The sequence below is a fragment of the Nostoc sp. DSM 114159 genome (assembly GCF_053470285.1).
The window spans coordinates 7,189,884-7,203,284 of the sequence record NZ_JBPFEH010000001.1 but is presented as its reverse complement, the minus strand read 5'-3'; the positions used below and the strand labels follow the sequence as shown (position 1 = coordinate 7,203,284).

10 protein-coding genes are annotated in these 13,401 nt (G+C 41.5%); 5 read left to right on the top strand and 5 right to left on the bottom strand.

From position 1 onward, the window contains the following. Window positions 1-9: 9 nt before the first annotated feature. The gene (gene cobN / locus ACR5KR_RS30590; protein ID WP_448269132.1) at window positions 10-4,236 is read right to left on the bottom strand and encodes a cobaltochelatase subunit CobN; all 4,227 of its coding nucleotides are present in this window, start codon (window positions 4,234-4,236) and stop codon (window positions 10-12) included. A 94-nt stretch (window positions 4,237-4,330) separates the two neighbouring features. Between cobN and ACR5KR_RS30585 the strand changes: the two genes are divergently transcribed. Then, window positions 4,331-6,535: a GAF domain-containing sensor histidine kinase gene (locus ACR5KR_RS30585; RefSeq protein ID WP_448269131.1), complete on the top strand. Its 2,205-nt coding sequence runs from the start codon at window positions 4,331-4,333 to the stop codon at window positions 6,533-6,535. Window positions 6,536-6,657: 122 nt separating this feature from the next. Here the strand turns inward: ACR5KR_RS30585 and ACR5KR_RS30580 are convergent, their stop codons facing one another. Together ACR5KR_RS30580 and ACR5KR_RS30575 are read right to left on the bottom strand one after the other, a co-directional pair. Beyond that, a complete protein-coding gene (locus tag ACR5KR_RS30580) occupies window positions 6,658-7,488 on the bottom strand; it encodes an ATP-grasp domain-containing protein (protein WP_448269130.1) in 831 nt (276 codons plus the stop codon). Between the two features lie 152 nt (window positions 7,489-7,640). Continuing rightward, on the bottom strand, window positions 7,641-8,561 hold the full coding sequence (locus tag ACR5KR_RS30575) for a hypothetical protein (RefSeq protein WP_445628929.1): 921 nt from the start codon (window positions 8,559-8,561) through the stop codon (window positions 7,641-7,643). A gap of 136 nt (window positions 8,562-8,697) precedes the next feature. Here ACR5KR_RS30575 and ACR5KR_RS30570 point away from each other — a divergent pair, with 136 nt between their 5' ends. Both ACR5KR_RS30570 and ACR5KR_RS30565 read left to right on the top strand, forming a co-directional pair. Beyond that, window positions 8,698-9,615 carry a metallophosphoesterase family protein gene (locus ACR5KR_RS30570; protein ID WP_445628928.1) on the top strand — a complete coding sequence of 306 codons (918 nt, stop codon included), beginning with the start codon at window positions 8,698-8,700 and terminating at the stop codon, window positions 9,613-9,615. Window positions 9,616-9,619: 4 nt separating this feature from the next. Next, the gene (locus tag ACR5KR_RS30565; protein ID WP_445628927.1) at window positions 9,620-10,153 is read left to right on the top strand and encodes a GAF domain-containing protein; all 534 of its coding nucleotides are present in this window, start codon (window positions 9,620-9,622) and stop codon (window positions 10,151-10,153) included. Between the two features lie 95 nt (window positions 10,154-10,248). On the opposite strand, the gene ACR5KR_RS30560 is transcribed toward ACR5KR_RS30565, so the two are convergent. Beyond that, window positions 10,249-10,503: an ACP phosphodiesterase gene (locus ACR5KR_RS30560; protein WP_445632244.1), complete on the bottom strand. Its 255-nt coding sequence runs from the start codon at window positions 10,501-10,503 to the stop codon at window positions 10,249-10,251. 179 nt (window positions 10,504-10,682) lie between these two features. Next, complete coding sequence (locus tag ACR5KR_RS30555; protein ID WP_448269129.1) at window positions 10,683-11,711, bottom strand: DMT family transporter; 1,029 nt, start codon at window positions 11,709-11,711, stop codon at window positions 10,683-10,685. Between the two features lie 251 nt (window positions 11,712-11,962). Between ACR5KR_RS30555 and ACR5KR_RS30550 the strand changes: the two genes are divergently transcribed. Beyond that, window positions 11,963-12,343: a hypothetical protein gene (locus ACR5KR_RS30550; protein ID WP_448269128.1), complete on the top strand. Its 381-nt coding sequence runs from the start codon at window positions 11,963-11,965 to the stop codon at window positions 12,341-12,343. 306 nt (window positions 12,344-12,649) lie between these two features. Then, window positions 12,650-13,384: a DUF4079 domain-containing protein gene (locus ACR5KR_RS30545; protein ID WP_448269127.1), complete on the top strand. Its 735-nt coding sequence runs from the start codon at window positions 12,650-12,652 to the stop codon at window positions 13,382-13,384. Window positions 13,385-13,401: the final 17 nt, after the last annotated feature.

Below are 13,401 nucleotides of genomic sequence, written 5' to 3'. Positions count from 1 at the left end.
ATTTGTTTCCTACACCATTGATTTTTCTTCGATAACTGCTTCAGCTTGATGTACTAGGTTTCTCAAAGCTTCTAATGTTCCTATATTTACATCCTCCCATAAATTGCGCTTGTGTGCTTCTAATAATTTTTCAGCAATATCACGCAGTGCGTAAGGGTTCTTTTGCTGAATAAATTCTACAACAACTGGATCGAGTAAATAAGCTTCCACTATGCCTTGATACATGTAATCTTCGACACATTTAGCGGTTGCATCGTAGGCAAATAGATAATCTACCGTCGCCGCCATTTCAAAGGCTCCCTTGTATCCGTGGCGCATGACTCCTGCAATCCACTTGGGATTAACTACGCGAGAACGATACACTCGTGCAATTTCTGCTTTCAGTTGGCGAACGCGTGGTTGGGTGGGTATAGAATTATCTCCAAAATAAGTTTGAGGATTTTTTCCCTGTAGAGAACGCACCGCCGCCGTTAAGCCACCCTGAAATTGGTAATAATCATCAGAATCGAGTAAATCGTGTTCGCGGTTGTCTTGATTGTGCAGGACAATTTGCATTTGAGACAAGCGTTGCTCGAAGGCTTCGGGAGAAGGGAGTGGGGAGTTAGGAGTTAGGAGTGAGGAGTTAGGTGTGGAAATTGGGGACTGGGAGTTAGGAGTGGAAATTGGGGACTGGGAGTTAGGAGTGGAAATTGAAGACTGGGAGTTAGGAGTTAGGAGTGAGGAGTTAGGAAGAATTTCTCCTCCTCTGCTCCCCTGCTCCTCAGTCACTGAGCGTAGCCGAAGTGCTGCTCCCCTGCTCCCCTGCTCCCCTGCCAAGTTTTCTGAAGAATAGGCGTAAGAACTCCAGGTAATGTAGGCGCGGGCTAAATCTTCGTCATCTGTCCAGTTTTGCGATTCGATTAAACCTTGGAGTCCAGCGCCGTAAGCACCTGGGCGAGAACCAAAGATGCGATAGCGCGATCGCACCACGGCTGCTTCTAAAGTTAATCCTTGGCTTGTCCACAATTGAGTCTCTTGGCGAACTGCATCTGCTAGAGGATTTTGTTCTGGCGGTTCATCTAAATCTGCTACTGCTGATACTGCTTGAGCGAATAAGTCAATTAAGTTGGGAAACGCATCGCGGAAGAATCCCGAAATTCGCAAGGTGACATCTACACGGGGACGCCCCAAAATCGTTAAGGGTAAAATTTCAAAATCTACTACTCGCCGTGCTGCACCATCCCATACTGGTTGGACTCCAAGTAAAGCTAAGGCTTCGGCTATATCATCACCGCCTGTTCTCATAGTGGCTGTGCCCCACAATGATAAGCCTAGTGTTTTGGGATACTCGCCATGTTCTTGAGTGTAATATTCTACGAGAGTTTCAGCAGCTTTTCTGCCGATATCCCAAGCTGTCTCTGTGGGAATGGCGCGAATATCGACAGAATAAAAGTTTCTTCCTGTTGGGAGAACTTCCGGGCGGCCGCGTGTGGGTGCGCCAGATGCAGCGCTGGGGACATATCCGCCATCGAGTCCGTGTAATAAATGGGTAATTTCTTCGTGGGTTTGTTGTAAAGCTGGGAGGAGGCGATCGCGTATCCAGGTAGAGACACCATTCATCGCGTCTCCCCCGCCAGCACAGACGCGATGAATCGCGTCTCTACAAGATTCCTGAATTCTCAATTCTGAATCCTGATTTATTAGTTGTTCTACTAGAAGGGCGGCGTGTTCTTCTAGGACTTCGACAATATCACCGAGGGTGCGGCATTTTGTGCTATTGACTATTGAGTATTCACCACTAGGCATTGACAAATCTGCTGTGAGGGGATCGAAGTCTAGATCCCAATCTTGAGCGATCGCACGGGTAATACCTGAAGAATGGCGATTGGGGATGCGAGCGATCGCTACTATTAAATCCCTCAATTGTCGTCCTTGGGGACATTGCCCAAAAATGTGCAAGCCATCGCGGATTTGGGCTTCTTTCAATTCACAAAGATAACCACCTATGGAATTCAAAATTAAAAATTCAAAATTCAAAATTTCTTCGTTTTGAATCCCCAAATCCTGGTGTAAATTTTCTTTGATTACCAGTTCGTGGATGCGATCGCGAATCACTGGCAAACGCGAAGGATCTAAACTATCGGCTTCATAATACTCATCAATTAAATTTTCTAACTGTTGCAAAGAACCGTAGAGTTCTGCGCGAGTCATTGGCGGCGTGAGGTGATCTATAATCACTGCTTGGGCGCGACGTTTGGCTTGGGAACCTTCACCAGGATCGTTGACAATAAACGGGTACAGGTGGGGAAGTGCGCCGAAGGCTACTTCTGGATAACAATTACTCGATAAAGCCACACTTTTACCCGGTAGCCATTCTAGATTTCCGTGTTTTCCCACATGAACTACAGCATCAGCACCAAAAGTTTCTCTAACCCAATAGTAGAAAGCTAAATAAGCATGGGTTGGTTCTAAATCCGGTGCATGATAATTCAAGCTGGGGTCATTATCATAACCTCTTGCTGGCTGAATTCCTACGAAGATGTTGCCGAGTTGAATTCCGGGAACGGGGAAAGAGGCAGGGGGGCGGAGTGCAGGGGGCGGAGGTGAAAAATTTTCTCCTCTGCTCCCTGCTCCCTGCTCCCTTGCTTCTTCCCCCACTCCCCACCGTTCACTAATACCTTGCTGAACTACTGGCGGTAATGAAGCGAAATATTCTTGGTATTCTTCCCAAGAAACACTTTGGTGTACCGGAAGCGATTCTCTACCTTCTGGATCGTTGGTTACACCATCTGTCAGCCGTTGAATCAACTCGTCTCCTTGAGCAGGTGGATTTTCTACTTCATACCCAGCTTGACGTAAAGCTTGCAGGATTTCTACACAACTTGCTGGGGTGTCGAGTCCCACACCATTGGCGAGGCGGCCATTGCGGTTGGGGTAGTTTGCCAGAATTAAGGCAATTCGCCGTTCTTGGGGTGGTTTGGAACGTAGACGCGCCCAATTTGCTGCTAGTTTAGCAACGAACTCGATGCGATCGCTCACTGGTTCATAAATTACCACATCTGTTTCTAAATGGGGATTACGAGTTTGCAATGCTTTAAAAGACACAGCACGAGTAATAATCCGTCCATCTACTTCTGGTAGCGCCACATTCATCCCAATATCGCGGGGAGAAAGCCCTTGAAATTGTGACTCCCACTGCTCAATCGATCCGCCACTGAGGATTACCTGCAACACAGGCACATCTAATTTTTGCCAAAGTTCAGTTTGGGGTGTTTCACTTTCCAAGCGTGCTAGAGAAAAACTGGTGGTATTTAGCAGCACAGCGATTGATTCGGCTTCTTTGGGTTGGAAAAATTCACTCAACTCAACTTGCACATCTGGTTCGCGCAATGAGGAAACAAATACTGGTACTGGTTGTAAATTTTTCTGTGCCAATGCTTCGCATAAAGCATCAATTACTTTAGTATTCCCCGCTAAATAATGAGCGCGGTAGAAAAGGATGCCGATTTTGTGGATTGGGGATTGGGGATTGGGGACAAGGGGACAAGGGGACGAGGTGGATTCATCCGGTTCAAAGGTGGATGAACGAGTATCTGAGGTGGATTCATCCAGTTCAAAGGTGGATGAACGAGTATCTGAGGTGGATTCATCCAGTTCAAAGGTGGATGAATGAAGTTCTAACTCTCCTCTGCTCCCCTGCTCCCCTGCTCCCCATTCATACAATCCGACGCGCGGAATCGGCTGAGGTAGTGCAGGATTATATGCAGTTAATAAGCAACTATCGGAGATAAATTGCAGAGCATTAACGAAATTTTCCACGCCGCCTTCGCTAAAATACTGCCATACCTGGTTAACAATAGCCAAGAGCACGGTAGACTGGGAAATTAAATCGGGATCGAAAGCGTCATCCCCTGGCATTACAATGAGGGTTCTACCATTTCGTTGCACAATTTCTTGCACTACTTCTAAGCCATAACCCCAGTAAGAGCGTCCTCCTAACAGGCGCAAAATAATTACTTGGGCATGTTCTAAAACTTGCTCGCCATAAGTATCTATGCTTAATTGTTGCTGCAACTGCAACAGGTTGGCGACTCTTAATGCCGGAAAGCTTGGGGGTAACTTTGTCACCGCAGCTGCCAAGGTTTGAATGTCAGTATCAGCAGCCGTAATCAAGACAAAAGGCGCGGGAGTTTGTTCTAAAAAAATTATACCTTCTGACTGATTCCATCCACCCGATGTGCTACTTATACGATGCATAATCCTGTGTTACCGTTTTAAGTTATTGGTTAGTACATAATCAAAACAAACTTTTTTCCCTGGATTGTGCCCTCTCTTACCAAAATGACTGAAAATGCTTAGTTCTCCTGATTTGAGCTTTTCTCGAACCTTGCCTATTGTTGTATTTAATCAGCTTGGGGAGTTGTTAGAACAGATGGCTCAAACGGTGGGAAGTGCCGTTTTGATACTGACTGAAGCTGCGTTGGCGCGGATTTACATCCCTGTGGAGTGGCAAAGGCAAAGGTTTACATTAGTGGTTTCTGAGCAGTTTAGTGCGCTCTTGGTAGGAACATTTGAGGAGGGGCAAGGGAGCAGGGAGGCAGGGGAGCATACTTCGACTACGCCCTTCGACGCCGCTCAGGCTAAACTCAGTAACCAGGGGAGCAGGGGGGCAGGGGAGCAGGTGGTCACTGAGCGTAGCCGAAGTGGGGGCAGGGGAGCAGGGGAGCAAGAAATTCATTCAGAACTGGGCACTCAGCACGGGCTAAACGCCCTGCTACCGCTAACAGAAATCAATGCTCAGTTGACGTTTAATTTGGAGGCGATCGCTTCTTTTGTCTACGAGTTGAGAAACTTGTTTGAGTGCGATTCTTATACTCACCAAAATCTCGAACGTTATCAGCAAATCATTAAACCCAATGATGCCAAGCTCCAAAGTCAATTCACGCTGTTGTTATTAGAATATCTCCTCACTCAGCCAAACCAAGAAATAATAGCATCTCCCAGCCCAATTGGGCCAGCAGTTTATATCTGTCAGCCAGTGGAAGATGCTTTAAAAAAACAGATTTCCCAAGAGCGGTTGTTAAATCAGGTAACAACACAGATCCGCAAAAGCCTGGATTTGTCGGTCATTATGGCAACGGCAATTACACAGGTGCGTGAGTTTTTGGAATTAGACAGATTAGTAATTTATAAATTTGCAGCTTCTCAAGTAAATACTCAACCATACCAGTCTGATACTATTCCCTTCAATGAAACGGCACTGACAACAGACATGGAACCATCGGTTAGAGAACCTGCCGAAATCTATTTTTCTCTACACGAAAACCACAATCGACACTCGCCTTTTATATCAACAAATAATCAACCTCTACTAAGAGACTGCCAAAAGTATGGAGGTTATATTGTCTATGAAGCTCGTGCTACAGATGCTATTACATCGGTGTTGAATTACACGGAAAAAAATTGCTTTATCCGAACCTCTCAGTGTTGGGAGAAGTATCAGCAAGGTTTTACCTTAGCTGTGGATGATGTTGAAAAAACTTATGCTCTAGAAGAATGTTTGTTGAATTTTTTAAGGGAATGCCAAGTTAGGGCTAAGTTCGCTGCACCGATTATGTTTGAGGACAAACTATGGGGATTGCTGATTGCTCATCAGTGCGATCGCCCACACCAATGGAATGATAGCGAAAAAAGCTTGCTGGTTGCGATCGCAGAACAATTAGCGATCGCGATTCACCAAGCTGAGTTAATGCAAACTCTCACCCAAGAAAAACAAAATCTCGAACAACGAGTTATTGAGCGGACAATGGCCCTGCGTGATGCTTTACTCGCGGCCGAAGCTGCTAGCCGGATTAGAAGTGAGTTTCTCGCTACTATCAGTCATGAATTGCTCACGCCTTTAACTTATGTGATTGGGATGTCTTCGACGTTATTACGTTGGCCTTTGGGTGAATTGAGCCAACGACAACGGGGTTATCTGCAAACCATCCACGACAGTGGAGAACATTTATTAGAAATGATTAATGACATCCTCGATTTATCGCAAATCGAGGCTGGTAAGACAGCTTTAAATATTTCGGAATTTTCTTTAGTAAATGTTGCCGAAAATGCTGTAAAATCGCTGCAAAAAAAAGCAGCAAGCGAACAAATTAATCTCATACTTGATTTGCAAATCGATCCCAGGTGCGATCGCTTTATCGGCGATGCCAAACGAGTAGAACAAATCCTCTGGAATCTGTTAACTAACGCGATTAAATTCACCCCTGAAAGTGGCAGTGTTACTTTACGTCTTTGGGTGGAAGATAATACCGCTATTTTTCAAGTAGAAGATACCGGAATTGGCATTCCTGAAGAACAATTACCATTACTGTTTGAGAAATTTCAGCAACTCGATACACCCTATCGCCGCCGCTACGAAGGCACTGGGCTTGGATTAGCTTTAACTAAACAACTCGTAGAACTTCATCGAGGTCGAATTGAAGTAGAATCAACTGTAAGTATCGGCTCAATTTTTACTGTATGGATACCAACTCAGGCAGTAAGAGTAGTGAGTTAAGAGTTAAGCAAGAGACATGAAGAAGGGGAAGGGGGAAGGGTAAAAAGCGAGTGGAATTGTGAGCAACCTAATTCATACCTTTACCCTTTACCCTTTAACCTTTACCCCTCTTTTTTATTTCTTCAATTTGAGGCTAGGCTAACGAGCATTTTTTCAAAAATTTTCAACACCTGCTCCTCTCCATTGTCTCTAGTAAAAATGCCAAAATTGGGGTGAGAGTTAATTTCAATTAACCAATATTGATTGTTTCGATCTAATACAATATCAAAACCACCATAATTAAGGTCTAATTCTTCAAAAACTGGTAGAGCAAAATTAGCAATTTCTGATAGTATTTGTGGATCGTTGATGTACTTGGCTTTCGCACCATCCCAGTGTAAAGGACTGAGATTACCGACAAATTTCGCATCAGATATATCTTTTTCATAGAGCAAAACCAACTCTTTATTTAAGAAAACGGCTCTATATTCAGATTTGATCTGAATAAATTCTTGAGCAAGAGCGACGTAATCATACTTATTATTAATACTAAAAATTTCTTTTAAAGCAGTTTCAATTTCATTTATATTTTCACATAAAAAGACATTATGTCCGCTCGCACCAGAATTTCTTTTAATAATCACTGGCATTTCAAAGTTTTCTTTTACTTCCAATACGATATCTTGAATAGTTGGAAACTTTAAGTAAATCTTATATTTGGTGTCACAAAAAGGGGAAAGAAAACCCACCGTTCGAGGAAGTTTAACTTTTTTATTTAAAACATGATAAGTATATTCTTTGTCTTTGAGCAGGTGTGCTACTGCTTGATTAAGTAAGGGAGTGCTATAGTTACAAAAATAATGCTGTTTACTATTCAATTTGATTTTGACTAAATTTTCCGAAGGATGAAGAATTTCATAGCTGATATTTAAATTGTCACAAGCTTTCAGCAATAGCGAAATATTGTCTAACATAAATACTTAAAGTTAAACTCCAAATTACGAATTACCTTAGCGATGCAAGAGCGTCATTACGAATTACGTAGCTTGCTTTTCGCCTTTGGCGAGTATTACGAATTACGAACTTGTACTGAGCGTAGCCGAAGTATTACGAATTACGAATTATTTTAACTTGCTATTTGCCGTTTAAAAATTACTATCTCAGTCCCAACAACCGGGTTACGAGCTATTAGCGTATTTTGGGAATCGATAATTTCTAAATGAGTAAAATCAAGTTCTTGAGAGCGTTGTAATATCTCCGCAGCTAGTTTGTCTTGCTGAGATTCATTGAGAGTGTACCAATCATTACTAATTTTGACAGTCAAGTTACTGGTACGGAAGTTGGCTTGAATTGACTTTATCAGACCAGAGGCAACGCGATCGCTAATTTCAGCTACCTGATTTTCAATAGCTGCAATCAAAGCTTGTTCAGGTGTCAATTCTATGATGGGTGTTGGTGTTGGTGTTGGTGTTGGGATTGGCGTTGGCGTAGGAATTGGTTCTGGTTCTGGTTCTGATTCTGGTTCCGGTGTTGGTGTAATTTGTGCTTCTGGTGGCGTAATTTGTACTTCTGGCGGCGTAATTTCCTCTGTTGGCTGTGGTTCTGGTACGACTGATTCCGGTGGAGTAGTTATCGTTGGTGTTGGTATCGGAACCTCTTCAACTGGGGGAACAGTTGCTATTTCCGTAGGTTTCCCAGTAAAAATAGTCGTAGTTGTCCAAACGAGAATTACAGCAATTCCAGTTACAATTCCTGTCAAAGCTGTATCTGATAACTTTGTTGACAAATTTGATGGTAAAAACAAGCGGATTGTCCTTAATAGTCCACCCCACCACAACTGAAGCTGCTGAAAAAAACCTGGTTTTTCCTCACTACCAGGTGGGGGTGCTTTCTCCAGTTTTTCCACCGTTACTTCTAGAACCCCAATCGTTCCTTGGAGAAGTTGGATAATTTTAGCCTTCCAAAATGGCTGAACTCTCTGGTAAGGTTTTTGGGGAGGTTGAGTTATCTGCTCATCCGTCGGTTTTGACTGATTGTCTTGTGACATGGAACTTTCACCAAAAGCAGCGAATCAAAGACAAACAACGTACATTATTACTGGTGCTGCCTTCTTTTGCATTAATGTATCACTTCATTGCTCAAAGTTTTCCGCTAAACTGACTATTTATTAAATTTGGTGACTTATGAAACTGAAACGCCGTCAATTTTTATTTTTAAGTAGCTTCAGCGCCATTGGTACAGGATTTTTAGCCTGGATGTTTGCTCATCAAAATCATCCAAGTGCTGATATTAGCGATTCAACAACAGCTATAGCCGCCAACCCAGCCAAAAAAGACTTGTTATTACGTTTTGTGTCTGTAGCAGATACGGGAACTGGGGCTAAAGGACAGTATGCTGTGGCTAGAGCAATGAATGCGTATCATCAGAAAAATCCTTATGATTTAGTCATTTTAGCTGGAGACAACATTTACAATAACGGCGAAATTGAGAAAATTAATGCAGTTTTTGAGCGTCCTTATCAACCTTTACTGAAACAAGGTGTTAAATTTCAGGCTTGTTTAGGCAATCACGATATTCGTACTGATAATGGCGATCCACAAGTCAAGTATGCTGGCTTTAATATGAAGGGACGTTACTATACGTTTAAACGTAATCAAGTACAATTTTTTGCTTTAGATACTAACAGTAATGCTGATTGGAAAAACCAGCTAAGTTGGTTAGAAAAAGAATTAAGTCTTAGTAATGCTCCTTGGAAAGTCGTGTTTGGTCATCATCCGATTTATTCATCGGGTCAATATGGGAATAATCCAGATTTTATTAAAACTTTTACTCCTCTATTTCAAAAATACGGCGTTCAACTTTACATCAATGGTCACGAGCATAATTATGAACGCACTCGTGCTATTGATGGTACAACTTACTTAATTTGTGGTGCGGGTGCTGGCAATCGTCCTGTAGGGCGTTCTGAGTGGACAGGGTATTCTACCAGTGATTTAAGTTTTGCTTCTTATGAAGTATATAAAGATAGAATAGAAATAAGTGCGATCGCTACTAATAATCGCGTTTTTGATAAAGGGATTATTCAATTAAAATCAGCTTAATTATATGACTCAGCCAGAACTTCCTTCTGCACTCAAAAATATTTTAGAATCGTACCAAGCACCAGATGCTTTTTTTTCTGCACTGTTGCCAGCCGTAGGCGATTTTTTACAGTCCGACAGATGTTTTCTATACCTGCACAATCCCCAAAATGACCTTGGTAGAGTTGCCTTTTGTTGGGTTCGCACTCCAGATATACCTACTGTTTATAATGAAGAATGGGCAGCACAACCCCCAACTTTAGTAGATGATGATCCGATGTTTGCTGCTGCACTACGTGCTAAACCTTCAATCTTTGTCGAAGATGTAGAAACTGCTGATTCTCAGGTTTTAAATCGGGAATTTGAACAGAAGTATTTTGGACATCGCGCCCTTATTCATGCCCATATCCGCCAGGATGGACAACTCTGGGGAATTTTACAACCATGCATTTTTGGTCATCCCAGAATTTGGACTGAATATGAACGAGGCGTGATTAATAATCTTGTGGAAAAAATTACGCCTATTGCGGTTGATTATGTCAAGTCTGCTTTTAATTAGCTGACAATACAAATTATTTGTATAGCTCATTAAATCGCAGAAAAAATCTAAAAAGTTTGATTTAATTGTTGATAATTAGATAATAAATCTTCTATTCAAGATTTTATATAATTTTCTCTTTTCACTCTAGCTGATATTCTCTTTAGAGCATTTTCAACTGCGGCAACCTCCCTATATGATGTAAGCCAGTCTTGAGAAATCATACTAAGAAGAATAAACTTTAATGATTCAGGCAATAAATCTTGATTACTTTGTAATAGTTTATAAACATGTTGCGAAAAAAGGAATAATTCAGTGTTTGAATATTCATACCAATTTTTAACTAAAAAATGGCCATAAAATAAATCAATTTATGAAGTGTATAAAGATAGAATAGAAGTAAGTGCGATCGCTACTAATAATCGCGTTTTTGATAAAGGGATTATTCAATTAAAATCAGCTTAGTTATATGACTCAGCCAGAACTTACTTGTGCGATCGCCAATATTTTAAGGGAAATGAGGGAGAAATAACTTTTGACTTTGCACTTTTCAGATCCCTTTAAATCCCATACCTTGTTCTACTTGAGTTGCAACTTTACGAGAAATCTGAAAACGAATACCAACTTGGGCCAGGAATATTCCAGCTAAAATCAAGCTACCACCGATATATTGAGCAAAGGTCGGGACTTCACCCAATACCAAATAAGCTGCGAAAATTCCCACAATTGGAGTAAAAGAACCAGCTAAAGAAGCCGTTGACACGGTAGAAGCTCTCAAGCCTTTGAGCCAAAATGATTGACCTAAAACCACAATCACAGCAGCATAAACAAGCATCCATTGCCACAGGAAAGGTGAAAATACATCCATAAAGTGGTCGCTGCCATAGAGAATTAAAGCAGTAAAGAAAAATATTACAGTTCCTAGAGCAGTACGAAAGATACTAAAGATTCCCACTGGGATATCGGAAAGCCATTCTTTAACAATAATCGTTGAAACTACTGAAGCTACAGCTGCGATCGCCGCCAATAATTCCCCAATACCTAATTTTAAAACACCCATATCGATCGCAGTCATGTGTGAGGGTTGTAGAAGAATAGTTAGGCTAACACCGACAAATGCAGCGATCGCTCCTACAACTTCCCAACGATTTACCCGTTCCCTCAGTAACCAGACTGATAAAGCCATAGCCAGAGGTGGTTCCAAGCGTCCAATCAAAATAATATTGTTCACCCCTGTTAATGCTAATGCCTGAAAAATTAAGCCAGGGACAAGCGCTCCTGATAAAATAGCTACTGCTATCAGCGCCAACCAATCTTTCTTTGACAGTTGTTGCAAAGCTTTTTTGTTCCACTGTCGCCGATAAATAGGTAACATAACTATCAAGGCACATAAATTCCCTACGAATAAAACATTACATAAAGAAATCGGATTTCGACCATCCATGAAATGTTGAGCGCCAATTTGTGTCAACTTGCGGGTAACTGCACTCGAAGCTCCAAAAATCAAAATTGCTAGCCAGAGATAGGTTTGACCGGGAATTTTATAAATAAAAGAATGCCATCTTTTCGGTCTACTCATAATAATACTGCTGCAAAAAATACTCTTTACTATACTCTGCTAACTTGGGTAATTTAAGGTGAGATGAATCTGAGAAAACACTTAAAGCAGGCTGAGATTGAAAACATCACGCTTTCCTGAGAATCTGCTGAGTCTAAACTAAGTTTTTCTAAGGGATAAATTCAGACAATTACTAGATTGGTTTCACTTGAACTTCAGTAGCAGATGAGATGCTTTAGTTCATCGGGAAACTTCAACACAAGGAAAAACAAATGAAAATTGCTTCTTCTCTGCTTACAAGTGTTGCTCTTGTTGGTATGTTAACAGTTTGGGATGTTCCACTTAAAATTGTCAGCCCTTCACTGATGCAAGCATCAGCCGCAGAAAAGAAAGATGTTACAGGTTTGACTACTCAACAAAAGATTGATTTGGTCATCAAACATAAAGGTCAGTTTGGTGGTGGTGATGAACTACGTCGTTTCTTTTTTGGCGATCTTGAACCGCTAGGTGTTCAACCCGGTGGTGCAGGTATGGTGGTTAATCTTTACAATAAAGCCAATAATGTCACCTTTTCATACTGTTCTACCTTTGATGTAATAGTTGCGGTTAAAAAAGGTAAAGTAACAAAGTTTGAGGCTGATGAGGTCAAGTAATCCTTAGTTACAAGTAGGTAGGGCTATTTCCTTCTCATCTAGCCCGCCTTAGAATTTATTCTGAGGCTAATAGCACTCATTCGTCTAAAGACGACTAATAAAGGCTTTTAATCCACCAAGTGTGGGCTTGGGCTATGAGCCGCAAAACTTTAGTTCTGGGCGGTTTGTGTTTAGAACGAAATAGCCCTGATAAATAGGTAGACATAAATAATTTAAGAAGAATTCAGGGGCGTCTTTGGCTTTGCTCCTGACTCATGAATTCTGTTTGATAAAAACTAATTTGTAACTTTTGATGAGAGGTCAGATATGGAATTTAGAGATGCTATCTTGTTGTTACATCCAGCGATCGCTGTATTAGTAGTATTTCCCTTAATTGGCGTCATTATCAACCGCGCTTTACAAGTCCGTCAACGCCGATTGCAAACTTTAGCCATAGGTAAGAGTAAAATTCCCGCCACTGTAGGACAAGAGCATACCCAGTTGGGGCGCTGGCTAACGGGAGCAGTTGTAGGTATTGTTTTAATAGCGTTTGCCTACGATATTTTTGGTAATATTTTAGATAATCAACTGTGGATGAAAGCACCATTTAAGGTAGTCTTTCTCGGATTATTGTTTGTAGCTGCGATCGCTTCTCTGTATTTCCTCTATCAGGCAAAACAGAAAAACTGGCGTGCCATATTTGCAACTCTCACAGGAATGGCATTAGTGGTGCTTGGATGTCAAGATGGTATCTACCGCAAAACTGACCAATGGTATATCTCCCACTATTATTATGGGCTAACCTCTGCTCTGCTGATGATTATTTCACTCTCTATTTTGCCAGAAATTTATAAAGATAAGACCAATCGCTGGCGCAAGGTTCACATTACTATTAGTTCCCTTGCTCTATTACTATTTATCGGGCAGGGGATAACAGGAACACGAGCATTGTTAGAAGTTCCCCTCACTTGGCAAGAACGCTATATCAATATGCTTTATGAGCAAAAATGTGATGTTAAACCTTGTATAGTTCAGCCACAATCTCTACCTAAAAATCAATAATGAATAACAATATTATC